This is a genomic window from Streptomyces sp. LN549, from assembly GCF_043203805.1.
Lineage (GTDB): Bacteria > Actinomycetota > Actinomycetes > Streptomycetales > Streptomycetaceae > Streptomyces.
Genome location: NZ_JAZHRI010000002.1, coordinates 6,928,380 through 6,944,470 on the forward strand (window position 1 = coordinate 6,928,380; position 16,091 = coordinate 6,944,470).

Annotated in this window: 16 protein-coding genes; 9 read left to right on the forward strand and 7 right to left on the reverse strand. The window is 71.1% G+C overall.

From position 1 onward, the window contains the following. Positions 1-606 precede the first annotated feature (606 nt). Genes SH922_RS31060 through mnhG form a run of 6 tightly spaced genes read left to right on the forward strand, consistent with a single transcriptional unit; the run spans position 607 to position 7,153 of the window. Complete coding sequence (locus SH922_RS31060; protein ID WP_393061661.1) at positions 607-3,537, forward strand: Na+/H+ antiporter subunit A; 2,931 nt, start codon at positions 607-609, stop codon at positions 3,535-3,537. After that, on the forward strand, positions 3,534-4,175 hold the full coding sequence (locus SH922_RS31065) for a Na(+)/H(+) antiporter subunit C (RefSeq protein ID WP_393061663.1): 642 nt from the start codon (positions 3,534-3,536) through the stop codon (positions 4,173-4,175). Before SH922_RS31060 ends, SH922_RS31065 begins: the two co-directional genes overlap by 4 nt. Continuing rightward, positions 4,172-5,827 (forward strand): Na+/H+ antiporter subunit D, encoded by a 1,656-nt coding sequence (locus SH922_RS31070; RefSeq protein WP_393061665.1) that lies wholly within the window; start codon positions 4,172-4,174, stop codon positions 5,825-5,827. Before SH922_RS31065 ends, SH922_RS31070 begins: the two co-directional genes overlap by 4 nt. Further along, positions 5,824-6,471, forward strand: a complete 648-nt coding sequence (locus SH922_RS31075; protein ID WP_393061667.1) for a Na+/H+ antiporter subunit E — start codon at positions 5,824-5,826, stop codon at positions 6,469-6,471. The genes SH922_RS31070 and SH922_RS31075 overlap by 4 nt, the downstream gene beginning before the upstream one ends. Then, the gene (locus SH922_RS31080) at positions 6,468-6,803 is read left to right on the forward strand and encodes a monovalent cation/H+ antiporter complex subunit F (protein WP_393061669.1); all 336 of its coding nucleotides are present in this window, start codon (positions 6,468-6,470) and stop codon (positions 6,801-6,803) included. Before SH922_RS31075 ends, SH922_RS31080 begins: the two co-directional genes overlap by 4 nt. Beyond that, on the forward strand, positions 6,800-7,153 hold the full coding sequence (gene mnhG / locus SH922_RS31085) for a monovalent cation/H(+) antiporter subunit G (protein WP_393061671.1): 354 nt from the start codon (positions 6,800-6,802) through the stop codon (positions 7,151-7,153). The genes SH922_RS31080 and mnhG overlap by 4 nt, the downstream gene beginning before the upstream one ends. A 20-nt stretch (positions 7,154-7,173) precedes the next feature. On the opposite strand, the gene SH922_RS31090 is transcribed toward mnhG, so the two are convergent. Together SH922_RS31090 and SH922_RS31095 are read right to left on the reverse strand one after the other, a co-directional pair. Beyond that, the gene (locus SH922_RS31090; RefSeq protein ID WP_393061673.1) at positions 7,174-7,674 is read right to left on the reverse strand and encodes a DUF6069 family protein; all 501 of its coding nucleotides are present in this window, start codon (positions 7,672-7,674) and stop codon (positions 7,174-7,176) included. Between the two features lie 169 nt (positions 7,675-7,843). Beyond that, a complete protein-coding gene (locus SH922_RS31095; RefSeq protein ID WP_393061675.1) occupies positions 7,844-7,975 on the reverse strand; it encodes a hypothetical protein in 132 nt (43 codons plus the stop codon). 43 nt (positions 7,976-8,018) lie between these two features. Between SH922_RS31095 and SH922_RS31100 the strand changes: the two genes are divergently transcribed. Next, entirely contained in the window at positions 8,019-8,450 is a 432-nt protein-coding gene (locus SH922_RS31100; RefSeq protein ID WP_393061677.1) for a hypothetical protein, read from the forward strand. A gap of 49 nt (positions 8,451-8,499) precedes the next feature. Here SH922_RS31100 and SH922_RS31105 read toward each other — a convergent pair whose 3' ends face one another. Then, the gene (locus SH922_RS31105) at positions 8,500-9,762 is read right to left on the reverse strand and encodes an alpha/beta hydrolase family protein (RefSeq protein WP_393061679.1); all 1,263 of its coding nucleotides are present in this window, start codon (positions 9,760-9,762) and stop codon (positions 8,500-8,502) included. Positions 9,763-9,798: 36 nt separating this feature from the next. Here SH922_RS31105 and SH922_RS31110 point away from each other — a divergent pair, with 36 nt between their 5' ends. Next, complete coding sequence (locus tag SH922_RS31110) at positions 9,799-10,344, forward strand: helix-turn-helix domain-containing protein (RefSeq protein ID WP_393061681.1); 546 nt, start codon at positions 9,799-9,801, stop codon at positions 10,342-10,344. Between the two features lie 330 nt (positions 10,345-10,674). Further along, positions 10,675-11,856, forward strand: a complete 1,182-nt coding sequence (locus tag SH922_RS31115; RefSeq protein ID WP_393063740.1) for an alpha/beta hydrolase — start codon at positions 10,675-10,677, stop codon at positions 11,854-11,856. A 138-nt stretch (positions 11,857-11,994) separates the two neighbouring features. Here SH922_RS31115 and SH922_RS31120 read toward each other — a convergent pair whose 3' ends face one another. The 4 genes from SH922_RS31120 to SH922_RS31135 all read right to left on the reverse strand — a co-directional run bounded on the left by SH922_RS31120 (position 11,995) and on the right by SH922_RS31135 (position 15,337). Further along, positions 11,995-12,786, reverse strand: coding sequence for an ABC transporter permease (locus SH922_RS31120; RefSeq protein WP_393061683.1), 792 nt, complete (start codon positions 12,784-12,786; stop codon positions 11,995-11,997). Continuing rightward, the gene (locus SH922_RS31125) at positions 12,783-13,784 is read right to left on the reverse strand and encodes an ATP-binding cassette domain-containing protein (protein WP_393061684.1); all 1,002 of its coding nucleotides are present in this window, start codon (positions 13,782-13,784) and stop codon (positions 12,783-12,785) included. Before SH922_RS31125 ends, SH922_RS31120 begins: the two co-directional genes overlap by 4 nt. A gap of 109 nt (positions 13,785-13,893) precedes the next feature. After that, the gene (locus tag SH922_RS31130; protein ID WP_393061686.1) at positions 13,894-14,739 is read right to left on the reverse strand and encodes a DUF4097 domain-containing protein; all 846 of its coding nucleotides are present in this window, start codon (positions 14,737-14,739) and stop codon (positions 13,894-13,896) included. 82 nt (positions 14,740-14,821) lie between these two features. Next, complete coding sequence (locus tag SH922_RS31135; RefSeq protein ID WP_393061688.1) at positions 14,822-15,337, reverse strand: hypothetical protein; 516 nt, start codon at positions 15,335-15,337, stop codon at positions 14,822-14,824. Between the last annotated feature and the right edge of the window lie 754 nt (positions 15,338-16,091).

Consider the following 16,091-nt stretch of genomic DNA (forward strand, 5'->3'; position numbering starts at 1 on the left):
GCGTGCGCAGGGCATGCTCCTTGACGTGATGCCAGCCTCGCGACTGGCCAAATCCGTTGGAAACTTCGACAGATAGATATTAGTCACACTGCAAAAATGGAAAGGAAGCGGGCTCACATGTGCAACACCGATCACTCACAGAACCACCATCAACGCGCGGAGCTGTCCGGAAAGGGGCGTTAAGGCGTCGGCCCCGAGGGGCGGACGCATCGGTTCGGGGAGGTGCTGCGGGAGTCCGCGCGGAGCGGGGATGACAGCCCGTCACTGTCCGTGCGGCGTGCACCCGCCGCTCACGTACTCCCGGCGGGCCGGAGGTGCCGGCTGCAACTGATCCCAGTGCGCCGCAGTGGGCGCGGCGCGCCGTACGGGTGAAGGGGGATCGGGGATATATCTGTATTTAGTGCCCATTGCCTGTTCTGTAACCCCTCGCGCCACGCCCTCCGGCGCCGTGGCCCGCGGCACGGCGCCCGCCGGGGCCGCCGCCCGCCGTGCCGCGGCAGTCCGTGCCGTGATCCGTCGTGCGGCGACCGCATCGGCCGGTGCGGCACGGGCGGCCGGGCTCCGGACCCCCTCCCGGGACGGGCGCGGGGTATTCCGCGGGGCCGTATGACCGCGCTCGTCATCTGCCACTTCGTCCTCGCGGCGTGCGCGCGCCCGCTGGTGCGGTGGCTGGGCGCGCGCGCCTTCGTGGTCCTCGCGCTGCCCCCGGCCGCCACCACCTGCTGGGCGCTCACCCAGTGGGACACGGCGGCCTCCGGCGCCTCGGTCACCTGGTCGTGGACCTGGATCCCGGCGTACGACGTCTCCGTCGCCCTGCGCCTGGACGCCCTCGCCGAACTCATGGTGCTGCTCGCGGCAGGCGTCGGCACGCTCGTCCTGCTCTACTGCGCCTCCTACTTCACCGACGACACCCCGCAACTGGCGGGATTCGCCGGGAACCTGCTCGCCTTCGCCGGGGCCATGCTCGCCCTCGTCCTGGCCGACGACCTGATCTCGCTCTTTGTGTTCTGGGAGCTGACCACGGTCTTCTCCTACCTGCTGATCGGGTACGACAGCGAGCAGCGGCACAGCCGCCGCTCCGCCCTCCAGGCGCTCACCGTCACCACCCTCGGCGGACTCGCCATGCTCGTCGGCTTCCTGATCATCGGACAGGCGGCGGGCACCTACCGCATCTCGGCGATCCTCGCCGACCCGCCCGGCGCGGGCCTCGCCGTCTCCGTGGCCGTGGTGCTGATCCTGTGCGGAGCCTTGTCGAAATCGGCGATCTGGCCGTTCAGCCTCTGGCTCCCGAACGCCATGGCGGCGCCCACCCCCGTCAGCGCCTACCTGCACGCCGCGGCCATGGTCAAGGCCGGCGTCTATCTGGTCGCCCGGCTCGCCCCGGGCTTCGCCGACGTACCCGTCTGGCGGCCCGTCGTGATGATCCTCGGCGCCGCGACGATGCTGCTCGGCGGCTGGCGGGCCCTGCGGCTCCACGACCTGAAACTCGTCCTCGCCTACGGCACCGTCAGCCAGCTCGGCTTCCTCACCCTGCTCGCCGGCGTCGGCAACCGCGATGCGGCGCTGGCCGCCGCCGTCATGATCCTCGGTCACGCCCTGTTCAAAGCACCGCTGTTCCTCGTCACCGGCATCGTCGACCACGCGGCCGGCACCCGGGACCTGCGCAGACTCTCCGGCGTCGGACGGTCGCTGCCGCACGTCTGCGCCGTCGCCGTGACCGCCGCGGCCTCCATGGCCGCGCTGCCCCCGCTCCTCGGCTTCGCCGCGAAGGAGGCCGCCTTCGACGCGCTGATGCACGGCGACACCGCGGACCGCTGGGCGCTGGGCATCACGGTGGCGGGCTCGATGCTGACCGTCGCGTACACCGTCCGGTTCGTCTGGGGCGCCTTCTGGCGCAAGCCCGGTGTCGCCGACACTCCCGTCCACCGGGTCGGCTGGGCCTTCCTCGCCCCGCCCGCCCTGCTCGCGGCCTGCGGGCTGGTGCTGGGCCCGGGCGTCGGGTGGACCGACCGGCTGCTGAGCGCGTACGCGGACACCTTCCCCGCCTCCGCCCACCCGTACCACCTCGCCCTCTGGCACGGCTGGGGCACCGCTCTGCTGCTGTCGGCCGTCGCCACGGCGGGCGGTGCGGTGCTCTTCGCCGCGCGCGGCCCGGTCACCCGTCTCTCCCGGCGGATCGCCTGGCCGACCGCGGACAGCGTCTTCGGCCATCTGCTGCTGGGCCTCGAACGGCTCTCCCTCCAGGTCACCGGATTCGTCCAGCGCGGCTCCCTGTCCGTCTACCTCGCCACCACCCTGCTCGTGATGCTCGCCGGTCAGCTCGCCGTGCTCGGCATCGACCGGCCCTGGCACGGCGCCGTGGCGCCACGCCTCTGGGACGTACCGCTGCAGGGTGCCTTCGCGGTGCTGACCTGCGCGGCGGCACTGTTCTGTCTGACCGTCAGACGGCGCATGAAGGCCGTGGTGCTGGCCGGCCTCACCGGATACGGGACCGCGCTGCTCTTCGTCGTCCAGGGCGCACCGGACCTGGCGCTCACGCAGTTCTGCGTGGAGACGGTGTCGATGATCGTGTTCGTGCTGGTGCTGCGGCGGATGCCCGTGCACTTCCAGGAGTCGGTGAGCACCTGGCGGCGGGCCGTCCGTATCCCGGTGGCGCTGGCCGCCGCGGCCACCCTGAGCGTGGTGGTGTGGGTCGCGGCGGCCGCGCGTATCGCGGAGCCGGCGGGCGCAGAGATGGTCGAGGAGACCGCGCATCACGGCCTCAAGGACGTGGTGGCCACGATCCTGGTGGACCTGCGGGCCTGGGACACGATGGGGGAGTCGGCCGTCCTGGCCGCCGCGGCGATCGGCGTGACGAGTCTGATCTATCTGCACCGCCGCGCCGAGGGAGCGGCAGCGCCGCCGGAGGTGCAGGGGCGGACCGCCTGGTCGGTCACCACCACCCCGCTGACGGGGCTGCCGCAGGGCGACGAAGGGGCGCCGGAGCGCAGCTGGCTGGCCGCCGGCTCCACGCTCGCGCCCGAGCACCGCTCCGTCGTCTTCGAGGTGGTGGCCCGGCTGCTGTTCCACCCGATCCTGGTGCTCTCGGTGTACCTGCTGTTCTGCGCCGAGAACATGCCGGGCGGCGGTTTCGTCGCCGGGCTCGTCGCCGGGGTCGCGCTGATCACCCGCTACCTGGCGGGCGGCCGCTTCGAACTCGCCGAGGCCGCGCCCCTGCAGCCCGGGCTCTTCACCGGCCTCGGCCTGTTCCTGTCCACCGGAGTGGCGCTGCTCGGCCTCGCCGACGGCACGGTCCTGCACGCCTGGACCCACTACGGACACCTCCCGCTGATCGGCGACTACCACATCGGCACGCCGGTGATCTTCGACTGCGGGGTCTATCTGCTGGTCCTGGGCGTGGTGCTGGACATCGTGCGGGCCCTGGGCGCCAAGATCGACCGTCAGATCGAGCGGGCGGCCGCCGAACAGGCGGCAGCCGGACCGGCTCCCGGACCGAGCGCCGGACCGGCTCCCGAGGCGGGAGGCGCCACCCCGTGACCGTCAGCGCCTCGCTCCTCGCCACCGCGGCGGTCCTGTGCGCGGTCGGCGGAATCCTCATGCTCACCCGGCCGCTCACCCGGATCCTGCTGGGCGCGGTCATCGCGGGCAACGGCATCAACCTGCTCGTCCTGTCCGCCACCGGATCGGCCGGCCGCGAACCCCTGCTCTACGGCGTGGACCTGAACAGGGTCACCGACCCGCTGCCCCAGGCCATCGCCCTCACCGCGATCGTCATCACGCTGGCGACCACCGCGTTCCTCCTCGCCATGGCCTACCGAAGCCACCAGCTGACCGGTACGGACGAGGTGCACGACGACGACGAGGACCGGCGCATCGTGCTGCGCGCCGAGGTGCTGGGGGAGCGCGACGAACTGCGCCAGCAGTACCGGGCGGAGTCCGACCGCACGGCCGAGGCCCGCCGCCGCTACCGCGAGGAGCGCCGCCGTCTGCGGGCCAGACTGCGCGCCGACCGTGCCCTCCAGGCCCGCGGCCGGGACGCGAGCGGGGACCTGTGGCACGACGTCCTGGGCGCGGACCCGGAGGACTACGCGGCGGCACGGTCCCCCGAAGGCCCCGAAGGCCCCAACGGCCCGGATCCCACCCCCGACGACGCGAACCGAGGAGACACCGGGTGAACGCACTCGTCCCGCTGCCGGTGCTGCTGCCGCTCTGCGCCACCGGCCTGAGCCTCGCCTTCGGCACCCGGCTCAAACAGTTCCAGCGCTTCATCAGCGTCGCCGTGCTCACCGCCGTGCTGGGTCTCTCGGTCGCCCTGATGATCGGCGCCGACATGAACGGCCCGCTCACCGTGCACCTCGGCGACTTCGCCCCGCCGCTCGGTATCACCCTCGTGGCGGACCGGCTCTCCGGACTGATGCTGACCGTCTCCTCGGCCGTCACCCTCTGCGTCCTCGTCTACTCCCTGGGCCAGGGCATGGCCGACCGGGACGAGGAGACACCGGTGGCCGTCTTCCACCCCGCCTACCTGATCCTGGTCGCCGGGGTCTCCTGCACGTTCCTCGCCGGCGACCTGGTCAACCTGTACGTCGGGTTCGAGATCATGCTGGTCGCCAGTTTCGTCCTGCTCACGCTCGGCGGCACCGGCCCGCGGATCCGGGCGGGCTCCACATACGTGATCATCTCCCTCTTCTCCTCGATGCTCTTCCTCACCGCCATCGCCATGACGTACGCGGCCACCGGCACCGCCAACTTCGCCCAGCTGGCCGGCCGTCTCGCCGAACTCCCGCTGGGTGTCCAGACCCTGATCCAGGCGATGCTGCTGACCGTCTTCGCCATCAAGGCAGCCGTCTTCCCCCTTGCCGCATGGCTCCCCGACTCCTACCCGACCGCACCGGCCCCCGTCACCGCGGTCTTCTCCGGACTGCTCACCAAGGTCGGCGTCTACTGCATGCTGCGCACCGAGACGCTGCTCTTCCCCGGCAACCGGCTCGGCGACCTGCTGATGGCCGCGGCACTCGCCTCGATGGTCGTCGGCATCCTGGGCGCCGTCGCCCAGACCGACTTGAAGAGGCTGCTCTCCTTCACCCTCATCAGCCACATCGGTTACATGATCTTCGGGATCGGCCTCGCCACCCGGGAAGCGTACGGCGGCGCGATCGTCTACGTCGTCCACCACATCACCGTCCAGACCACGCTGTTCCTGGTGGCCGGACTGATCGAACGGCGGGGCGGCACCACCGAACTCACCCGGCTCGGCGGCATCGCCAGAGCCGCTCCGCTGCTGGCCGTCCTCTTCTTCGTACCCGCGATGAACCTGGCCGGCATTCCGCCGCTCTCCGGCTTCATCGGCAAGCTGGGACTCATGCGGGCCGGTGTCGCCGACGGCAGCGTCTGGGCCTGGATCCTCGTCATCGGCTCCACAGCGACCAGCCTGCTCACGCTGTACGTGATGGCCAAGGTCTGGAACCTCGCGTTCTGGCGGGCCGCGCCTCCCGGCCAGGCCGCGGACGGCACGGTCCTGGAGTCGGACGACGACAGTGACGACGACGACAGCGACGAGGGCCCCGACCGGATGCCCGGCACCGGCGACGAAGGGGTACGCCCCCGCCACGAGCCGGCCGGTCGCGCGGTCGCGGCCACCCTCCACGGCCATGCGGTCACGACCACGACCAAGCTGCCGCATCTGATGACCTGGGCCACCGCGGCCACGGTCGCGCTCGGCCTCGCCTTCACGGTGTTCGCCGGGCCGCTGACCTCGTACGCCGACCGCTCGGCCGCCGAACTCATCGCGCGCGTCCCCTACATCGAGGCGGTGCTCGGCCGGTGAAACGCCTGATCACGTTCCCCTACCGGAACAAGAACCTGCCCCCCTTCAGCCTGGAGTTCGGCGGCCGCCGGCCGCGCGTGCTCGATCTTCCGCTGATCGCCTGGCTCACCGTCATCTGGGTGCTTCTCTGGTCCAGCCTGAACTGGGCCAACGTGCTGACCGGTGCCGTGGTCGCGGTGGCCGTCTGTCTGGCCTTCCCCCTGCCACAGGTCGATCTGGGGCTGCGGCTGCACCCCTGGGGCATCCTGCGGCTGGCCGCCTATCTGCTCTACGACATGTACACATCCGGTGTGAAGGTCACACGGCAGATCTTCGGGGACCGCCCGCACCGGGCCGCGGTCATCGCCGTACCGCTGCGCTGCCGCTCGGACCTGATGCTCACCGCCACGGCCGTCGCGGTGTCGAACGTGCCGGGCGGATCGGTCGTCGAGGTGCGCCGCGCCACCGCCACCGTCTTCGTGCACGTCCTCGACGCGGACCGGCCCGCCGAACTGGTCGCGGCCCGGCGTTCCGTCTGGCGCATGGAGGAGCTGACCGTCCGGGCCTTCGGCACCCGCGACGAGATCGACCGCGTCGCCGGACCGCCCCCGTCCGCACCGCGCGCCGGCGGCGAGCGGCCGGGAGACCAGGAGGAGGGCGCATGAGCGCGCCGGAGACCGTCGACCGGGTGCTGCTGACCGTGGCCGTCGTCCTGATCGTCGTCGCCGGAGCGGGCCTGCTGTTCCGTATCTGGCGCGGCCCCTCGATGCTGGACCGGGCGATCTCGCTGGATGTCTGCGCGGCCCTCATCATCGCCGGGCTCGGCGCCAAGTCCGCCTTCGCGCGCGACCCGTTCTACTTCCCGATCATGCTGGTGCTGGCCTTTCTCGGCTTCACCGGCTCGGTCGGCATCGCACGCTTCATCGCGGTGCGCGACCGGCCGCCGGGCCGTCCGCACGCCGACGGCGACCCTCGGACCGACAAGGAGGCGCCATGAGCCTCTGGCTCCAGATCGCCGACACGGCGGGCGCGGTCCTGCTGCTGATCGGTGCGGCAGTCTGCCTGCTCGGCGTGATCGGCATGCTGCGGCTGCCTGACGTCCTGTCCCGCAGCCACGCCGCGACCAAGCCGCAGTCCCTCGGCATGCTGCTGGTGCTGGCCGGGGTCGCGCTGCGGCTGCGCAGCGGTATGGACCTCGCGACGTTGGCGCTGATCGGCTTCTTCCAGCTGATGACCGGCCCGGTGGCCGCGCATCTGGTCGCGCGCTCCGCATACCGCACGGGCCAGATCGACCACAGTGAGCTGCTCTTCGACGAGCTGGACGAGCAGCTCACCGAGGAGAGCTGACCCCTCGGGCGGAGCGCCCGTCAGTACTCCCGGCGCATCGCGCTGCGGCCGGCGGCGGACAGCAGGGAGCCGATCGCGATGCCGATGACGAGGTACAGCGCGGCCGAGCCGATCTTCGCGTCCGGCGCGGCGGAAGTGGTGAAGGGCAGCAGCACCATGACGGCCGTGGTGAGGGTGACGATCCAGACGAAGAAGGTCCCCGGCTGCGGTGTCGCCAGCATCAGTACGTGCAGGAGGCCGGTGGCCATCAGGGCGGCGAGGGCCGCCCCCATGGCCAGCACCCCCGTCGATGCGTCACCCATCGCCCCGTCACCCTCCGGCGCGAACACGGGAATGCCCAGCACCCCCCGGATCAGCAACAGCCCGACGACCGAGGTGAGCGCGGCCACGACTGCGGTCACGGCGCCGCCCGCCCACAGCCGCCCGGCGTCGACGCGAGGGGCCTGGGGCCGGGGCCGGTGCTGGGGCGGTACGTATCCGGTCTGCTGCGACTGCCACTCGTAACCGTCCTGTGGGTCCATGACAGACCTCTCCCCTCGCTCGACCGAATCCCGATCGTCGAACGGCCGCCGGGGAACGGCGACCGAGCGCGGCCCGAACGGGTGACACGGGCGGGGGAGGGTTCCGGAGGCGGCGGGGGACTCCGGCTCCTGCTCCTACCGGTGCCAGGCCGCTGCGGGACTGCGGCTCCTACTCCTGGCCGGTTCCCGGCCGCTGGGGCGTGCGGATCTTGCTGAGGCCGAGACCGATGTCGCGGCCGCGGCCCCCGTTGGCCAGTCCGTCCTCCATCACCTCGGCGAGGAGCGCGAGGGCATCCACCACCCTCGCCCGGTCCTCGCCGAGACCGGCCAGCAGCTCCGCCTCGGTGGACGGCCCGTACGGCGAGTGCGTCTACAACGGCCGCAACGACGTCGTGGACCACCAGGTGGTGAACCTCCAGTACGAGGGCGGCGCCACCGCCTCCTTCACCATGACCGCCTTCACCGGTCTCGACTTCCGTAAGACCCGGGTGTTCGGCACCCACGGTTCGCTCGACGGAGACGGCCGCACGCTCACGCTCCACGACTTCCTCTCCGACACCCGGGAGGTCTTCGACTTCGACCCCGAAGGCGGGGCGTCGGCGGCGGACGGCCACGGCGGCGCGGACGACGAGCTCATCCGGGCGTTCCTCGCGGCGATCGCCGATGACGACCGCGAGCTGGTGAACACGGGTCCGGACGAGGCCCTGCGCTCGCACATGGTGGTCTGGGCCGCGGAACGCGCGCGGCACAGCGGTCAGGTGGTCCGGATGCCCTGACCGGCCCCGGAGCCGCGACGGCTCTGTCGTCGCGCAGATCCTTCTCCGTCTACCGCCGCGCCAGCCAGTCCGCGATCTCGTCCACCACCGTGGCGTCGACGTGCCCCGGCCGGGCGTATTCGGCAGGGGTGGAAGCCCCCCGGCCGCTGAAGAAGAAGTGGTTGGCGTCCGGGTGGATCCGGATCGCCACCTCGGGGCGGTCAGCCAGGGCCCGCTGCCAGTGCGTCAGGTCGTCGGCCACCGTCACCTGGTAGTCCCGGCCGCCCTGCAGAATCAGCATCGGGCAGGACAGTCCGGCCGCCGTGGCCACCGGATCGTAGGCACGCAGGTCGAGCCAGTACGTGGCGGAGAACCCGAAGGGCAACAGCTCCGACGGCGTATCGGGCCCGAGCCCGGGGTCCGCCACCAGAGCCGCCTGCCGGGCGAGCGCCGCCACTGCCGCGTCCATGTCCGGGCCGGGGGCGAGCGCGGCGAGACGGCGGGCCACCCGTACGGCCGCCTCGTGCATCGGCTGGGCGTCCGCCGCGAGCAGGACCAGGCCGGCGATCGACGGGTCGGCGGCGGCGGCCCGGGGTGCCACCTTGCCGCCCATGCTGTGGCCGAGGAGGTGGACGCGGCCGGCGTCCACTCCGGGCTGCTGCCGGAGCATCCGGGCGGCGGCGAGCGCATACGGCAGGTACTCGTCGGCCATGGTGAAGTCCGGAGGCAGACTGCCGGGCTGCGTGAAGGTGATCTTGTCGAACCGCAGCACGGCCACCTGCCGTGAAGCGAGTCCCCAAGCGAGGTCCTTGAGCGGCTTGTTGGGGCCACTGCTCTCGTCCCGGTCGAACGCGCCACCGCCGCCGAGCAGCACCACGGCGGGCCACGGGCCGGGGCCCGCGGGCAGGCTCAGCGTTCCCGGCACGGCGAGTGGCCCGGTGCCGACCAGGACCTCCTGCTCGGTGAACCGGTCCGGTTCCGTGTACGGCGGGGGCTGCCATGCGCCGACGCCGTCGGCATCGAACCTCAGGCCGTGCAGCAGTCCGTCGCCGCCCACCGACGTGACCACGGTGAAGCTCCCGTCGGGGCACAGCACGGGGATACGCACGCGTACCGGGACGGCGTCACCGGCAGCCCGCACCGGCTCCCCGATCTCCCCGGCCCCGCCCCGCCCGGCCGACTCGGCCGCCCACGCGAGCCGCAACGCGTCCGCGGACACGGCAGCGCGCAGCGGGGGCGCGAACAACTCCACGATCTCGGCGAAACGCTCCGTCCGCAGCAGTGCGGCAAAGCCCTGAGCCACGCCGAGCGCCTTCACTTCATCCGTTCGCATGATTGAGAAAGGTAGCAGTCATGAGAAAGTTTGGGCATGGACTCCCTGAAGCTGCTCGCCCACCCCATCCGGCTGAGGGTCATTCACGCGATGGGCGGTGGAAGAGTACTGACGACCACTGAGATCTGCGCCCGGATCCCCGAGGCCTCCAAGGCCACCGTGTACCGCCACATCGACCTCCTGGCGGCAGCCGGGGTCCTGGAGGTAGCTGAGGAGCACAGGGTGCGAGGTGCCGTCCAGCGCCACTACCGGCTGCGCCGGGACCGTGCTGTGATCGGGTCCGATGCGGTCCGCGACCTCACCCCGGACGACCACCGGCAGGCTTTCGCCGGCGCGATGACGGCGCTGCTCGCCGAGTTCGACGGCTATCTCGACCGTGACGGGGCCGACCCCGTGGCCGACCGGGTGGGTTACCGGCAGCATGCGCTCTGGCTCAGTCCGGGGGAGCTCGACGAACTGATCGCCGAGCTGCGCACGGCCATTGCGCCGAGACTGTCCAATCGGCCGAACCCCGAGCGGGCGCAGTACCTGCTGAGTCCGATCCACTTTCCCGTGGAGGACCCGCAACGAGAGGCCGAATAGTGCCGTGGAACCGTCTCAGCAGCACTGTGGAGGTGTGCTGGACCGGTCCCACGGTGAGGCCGGGTTCATGGACCGGCAGCCATACGTACGCCCCGTCCACGTCGCCCGACGTGATCAGGTCCAGTGGCGAGGCGGGCTGGATCTCGCGGTGCTGGGGCTGAAGTTCAGCTCCTCCGCCGGGGTCAGAAACACGTGTGCGACGGGAAGAATGGGACGCCCGGGGGAGTGCGCCCCAGTCGGAACCATGTGCGTCGCCTTCCATGGCGCTGGCAATGCATGGCGGCGAAGTGCCCATAATTTGGTCGGAGTTGACGTGGTGTGATCTTGAACATGCCGATGGGTTACGTGGCGACGACGGCGCTCCTTGCCTGGTGCACCTTCTTCGCCGTGGTCGCGCCGCGCCGGCCCCGGCCTCTGGCGGGCATGAGCTTCTGGTTCGGCCTGATCCTCAACGAGGTGCCGTTCGTGGGCATCTACGTCCTGGTGGGCTCCACGGCACTGGCCGCAGCGCAGGGCGATCTGCAGTCACCGGGCGCCAAGGTGACGGCCGCAGTGGCCGCCGTCGCCACCGCCGGACTGGCAGTCTCCGCCTGGCGCGGCGTGCAGACGGACCAGGCGGTCGGGCGGGCCCTTCGGCAAGGGCTGGGGGCCGACTGGCGGGATCACGTGACCGTGCAGCTGCGCCGCCACCGGCCTTGGGCCCGCATCCTCCTGTTCCCCGGCCTCATGCGGCGGCATGAGGTGGAGCGGATCCCCGACATCAGCTACGGGGACGCCGGACGCCGGAATCTCCTGGACATCTACCGCCGCCGCGACGCACCGCAGAACGCACCGGTCCTGATCTACTTCCACGGCGGTCACTACAGCAGCGGAGCGAAGAACCGCGAGGCGCGGCCCCTGCTGTACCGGCTCGCCGGCCAGGGCTGGGTGTGCATCAGCGCCAACTACCGCCTGCGGCCCCGGACCACCTTCCCCGGCCACCAGATCGACGCCAAGAAGGTCATCGCCTGGGCCCGCGAGCACGCCGCCGCCTACGGCGGCGATCCATCGAGGCTGTTCGTGGCGGGCAGCTCCGCCGGATCCAACATGGCGGGCCTGTGCGCGCTCACACCGAACGACCCGAAGTTCCAGCCCGGATTCGAGTCGGCCGACACCTCGGTCACCGCGGCGATCTGCCTCTACGGCTTCTACGGCCACTACTTCGGCGACCCGCCGGACGAGCCGCCGCCCCCGCCCCAGCCCCAGGGGTACATCCACCCAGGTGCGCCGCCGATCCTCGTCGCTCACGGCACCAAGGACGCACTGGGAACCGTCGAGGGCGCGCGGAACTTCGTCGCCCAACTGCGCCGTGTCGCTCCGGACAGCACCGTGGTCTACGCCGAACTGCCCGGCGGGCAGCACGCTTTCGACGTGTTCCACTCCCCGCGCTTCGAGGCGGTCGTGGACGGCGTCGAAGCCTTCGCCGCCTGGGTCCTCGCCGCTCCGAAGCGTACTTCCGACTCGGTCCGCTAGGGCCTTCCGATTGGATCAGGCCGCTTCGTTGAAACGGGGCCAGGGCGGCGCCCGCCGACGTGGTGCCGGGGTGCGCCGCCCTGGGGTGGGGCGAGTGGTGGGGGCCTCGGCGCCGCATGACGCCTTCTCGGACAGCCCTTAGTTCGGGTCGCTGTTGAACTTCGAGGTCGACCAGAAGTAGCCGAGGACGGTGAGGCCCAGGCACCAGGCGATGGCGAGCCACCCGTTGTGGCCGATCTCGCTGCCGAGCAGCAGGCCTCGGAGGGTTTCGATGGCGGGGGTGAAGGGCTGGTACTCGGCGATCGGCCGGAACCAGCCCGGCATGGTGTCGACGGGGATGAAGGCACTGGACAGGAGGGGCAGCAGGATCATCGGCAGTGCGTTGTTGCTGGCTGCTTCGGCGTTGGGGCTGATGAGGCCCATGCCGACGGCGATCCAGGTGAATGCCAGGGCGAAGAGCACGAGCAGTCCGAATGCCGCGAGCCATTCCAGGGCGGTGGCGTCCGTGGAGCGGAAGCCGATGGCCACGCCGACGGCGCCGACGAGGACCACGCTGGCGATGCACTGCAGGACACTGCCGACGACGTGTCCGATGAGTACGGAGCCGCGGTGGATGGCCATGGTGCGGAAGCGGGCGATGATGCCTTCGGTCATGTCGTTGGAGACGGAGACGGCGGTGCCGATGGTGGTGCTGCCGATGGTCATGAGCAGGAGACCGGGGACGATGTAGGCGATGTAGTCGGAGCGGTCCGCGCCCCCACCGCCGATGCCGGCGCTCATGACGTCGCCGAAGATGTAGACGAAGAGCAGGAGCAGCATGATCGGCGTGAGCAGGAGGTTGAGGGTGAGGGAGGGGTAGCGCCGGGCGTGCAGGAGGTTGCGGCGCAGCATGGTGTTCGAGTCGCGGACGGCGAGGGGGAGGGCGCTCATCGGACTGTCTCCTTGGACTGGTTGGGAACGCGTGCCGGTCCTGTCAGGGCGAAGAACACGTCGTCGAGGTCGGGGGTGTGGACGGTGAGTTCGTCCGCTTCGATGCCGGCCGCGTCCAGCCGGTCGAGGACGGAGCGCAGTTCGCGCTGGCTGCCGTCACTGCGGATCTGCAGCGCGAGCGCCTCGTCGTCGCGGGTGACCTCGCCCAGGGTGGACGCGGCGGACCGGTAGGCGGCCGGGTCGGTGAAGCGGAGGCGGACATGTCCGCCGGGGACGATTCGCTTGAGTTCGTCGGCGGTGCCCTCGGCGGCGATCCTTCCGTCGTTCAGCACGGCGATGCGGTCGGCGAGTTCATCTGCCTCGTCCAGGTACTGGGTGGTGAGGAAGACGGTGACTCCGCTGGTGACGAGCTCGCGGATGATGCCCCACATGTTGTGCCGTGAGCGGGGGTCGAGTCCGGTGGTCGGTTCGTCGAGGAAGATGATCCGCGGGTTGCCGACCAGGGTCATGGCGATGTCGAGGCGGCGCTTCATGCCGCCGGAGTAGGTGGAGGCGGGCTTCTTCGCGGCCTCCACCAGGTCGAAGCGTTCCAGCAGTTCGTCGGTGACCCGCTGTCCCTCCCGCTTGGAGAGGTGGTGGAGGTCGGCCATGAGGAGCATGTTCTCCTCGCCTGTGATGAGCCCGTCGACGGCGGAGAACTGCCCGGTGACGCCGATCGCGGCGCGTACCGCCTGCGGGTCGGCGGCCAGGTCGTGGCCGCCGACGTGGATCTGGCCGGCGTCGGCGGTGACGAGGGTGGAGAGGATCTTGACGGCGGTGGTCTTGCCGGCGCCGTTCGGGCCGAGCAGTGCGAACACGGTGCCGGCGGGGATGCGCAGGTCGATCCCGTCGAGGATGACCTTGTCGCCGTACGACTTGCGCAGACCGATGGCGGAGACGGCGTCCGGCGACAGATGACCGTCGGCCTCACTGGATGTGGGCATGACAGGCGAAGGCATGGGCTCTCCCGTTCGAGGGCTGAATGCGGCTGGGGGCTGAGCTGCGGGACTGGGCCGATCTGGGGGACTGGCCGGCGAACCGGAGAACCGGGGCCGGCTGCCCCGGGCCTCAGGCCTTGGCGCGACGGATGTCGATGTTGCCGAACCGGGTGCGGGCGCGGACCATGACGGTGTCCTCGGTCGCCGCCGGAGTCTCGGAGGCGGTGAGGGTGTTGCGTACCTGGCCGGAGCCGGAGTTGACATCGAGCCAGGCGGCCGTTCCCTCGCGGATGCCGACCTCGATGGCTCCGTAATTGGTCTCCAGCTGAACGGTGCCGCGCGCGACCTCGGCGACGCGCAGGGTGCCGTGGGCGGTGGTGGCAGTGACCGAGCCCTCGGCGCGCGCGATGTCGATGTCGCCGTTGGAGCCGCTCACCCGCAGCTCGCCGGTGGCGACGCCGACGGTCGTGGTGCCGTGCGAGTTCTTCAGGACGGCGGGTCCGTCGACGAGGCCCACGCGCAGGCTGCCCGAGCTGGTGGTGATCTCGGCCTCACCGTCGGCATGGTCCACGGTGATCGAGCCGTGCGACGCGGTCAGGTGCAGCGGACCGGTCGTGTCGAGGCGGACGTCGCCGGACGAGGTCTTCACGCGGACCTCGCCCAGCCTGCCCTCGCCGAGCACCTGGGCCCAGGCTCCGGTCACGTCGATGTGCGAGCCCGTCGGCAGTTCGACCGTCACGTCGACGGTGCCGGTGCGCCCGATCAGGTAGCGCTGCTTGGGCGTCCGGATGGTCAGTACGCCGCCCGAGTAGGTGACCTCGGTCTGCTCGGCCGCCCGTGTGTCCTGATCCTTCTTCGGGTCGCGGGGCCGCGCCTCGACGACGGTGTCGGGGCGGTCGCCGGCGGTGAACTGGATGGAACCGGCCTCCACGTGTGCGGTGACCGAGATCGCTTCGGGGGTGTCGAAAGAAGGCATGGCTGTCCCGTCCTCTTGAGTCCTAAGGGCGTCCCCGCTGGTGGGACGTGGTGTGGGTGAAGTGGTGCGGGCAGGGGGGCGGCTAGCGCACCCAGCCCGTGTAGCCCTGTCCGAGCGTCTGGCTCTTCTCTGTCGTACGCGGCCCGGTGCCGCCGTCGACCGCGGCCGACACGGCGCGCACCAGCCATGCGTTGACCGACAGGCCCTCGCGGCTCGCGGTCTCCTCGGCGCGCGCCTTGAGGTGGGCCGGCAGGCGCAGGTTGACGCGGGCGATGCCGCCCTCGTCGCCGTCGGCCGGGGCCGGGGTCTTGAGTGGTTCGGCGGGCGCGGCCGGTTCCGCGGGGACGGTGCCGGTGGCCGGCAGTGTCACCACGAAGTCGGGGTCGAGCCCGCGCAGTCGTACGTCGACCGAGCCGGGCGCGAGTTCGCGGGTGATCTCGTCCATTGCGGCGGAGAGCACGTTGAGCATGGTCAGCCGGGTCGCCGACTCCAGAGGGGCGGTGAGCCTCTCGGCCAGCGCGCGGGCTTCGTCGCCGCCGGCCTCGGCAGCCACCGCAAGTTCGCGGCGGAGGGTGTCGACATACGGGGTGAGGTCCATGACGCCATTGTGGCACCACGATGGCGTCATGTGCAAGCGCTGTGGCGCAGTCTTCGGGGCTGTGATCAATGAAAGGGGTCTGACCTGCGCAAACGAGATGGACTCCGTCTGGGGTGCGGTGTCGGCGGGGAGGTAATCCTGCCTCAGGTGGCGTGGAATGGCACCGCATGGCACCGCATGGCGCCGCATGGCACCGCATGGTGCCGCCCAGTGCCATGTCGCGCCGGGCGTGCGAGGGGCGGACGGTCCGTCACGGGTCGATGGCGGGCGGGGCCGAACGAGTCGCTGCGGACGGCCGCTGGCGATCGCGCCCGTATCCTCGGCCGAGCGTGCCTCGGGCGACGTCCGCCCGGGCGACCTGGTGGCCATTCCGGTCGCGGGCGCGCCTGCCGCCTCCTCAGGGTGTCCAGATACAGCACGGTCGCCCCGCGCGGCCACGAGCGGTCTCGGGGTCCCGTTGCGAGGGAGCCCGCGGGATTGCACATGCCGCAGCAGATGTCCTTGGGCTTTGCGTTCACGATGTCCTGTTGGCAATCGATCGGCAGATGCGTTGACGTTCGAAGAAATGTCCGAATCACCCGTGCGGGCGAAGCTCCCGGATCCGCCTGAACGGACGGGAAGTCCACGGTGGCCGGGGCCGGTATACCCCCGACGGCCCAATCCCTGACCGCCTCCTGACCGCCGCCTGTCCGTTCCCCGACGGCGCGGAGACGGAGTTCTGAAGGAGCCCTGAACCGGGATGCCTTGTCCCCTT

Coding starts and splice junctions, on each gene's coding strand:
- SH922_RS31125 (WP_393061684.1), bottom strand. CDS start 13,784: ATGCCTTCGCCTGTCATGCCCACATCCAGTGAGGCCGACGGTCATCTG.
- mnhG (WP_393061671.1), top strand. CDS start 6,800: ATGAGCCTCTGGCTCCAGATCGCCGACACGGCGGGCGCGGTCCTGCTG.
- SH922_RS31105 (WP_393061679.1), bottom strand. CDS start 9,762: ATGCGAACGGATGAAGTGAAGGCGCTCGGCGTGGCTCAGGGCTTTGCC.
- SH922_RS31115 (WP_393063740.1), top strand. CDS start 10,675: ATGCCGATGGGTTACGTGGCGACGACGGCGCTCCTTGCCTGGTGCACC.
- SH922_RS31080 (WP_393061669.1), top strand. CDS start 6,468: ATGAGCGCGCCGGAGACCGTCGACCGGGTGCTGCTGACCGTGGCCGTC.
- SH922_RS31110 (WP_393061681.1), top strand. CDS start 9,799: ATGGACTCCCTGAAGCTGCTCGCCCACCCCATCCGGCTGAGGGTCATT.
- SH922_RS31135 (WP_393061688.1), bottom strand. CDS start 15,337: ATGGACCTCACCCCGTATGTCGACACCCTCCGCCGCGAACTTGCGGTG.
- SH922_RS31130 (WP_393061686.1), bottom strand. CDS start 14,739: ATGCCTTCTTTCGACACCCCCGAAGCGATCTCGGTCACCGCACACGTG.
- SH922_RS31120 (WP_393061683.1), bottom strand. CDS start 12,786: ATGAGCGCCCTCCCCCTCGCCGTCCGCGACTCGAACACCATGCTGCGC.
- SH922_RS31090 (WP_393061673.1), bottom strand. CDS start 7,674: ATGGACCCACAGGACGGTTACGAGTGGCAGTCGCAGCAGACCGGATAC.
- SH922_RS31060 (WP_393061661.1), top strand. CDS start 607: ATGACCGCGCTCGTCATCTGCCACTTCGTCCTCGCGGCGTGCGCGCGC.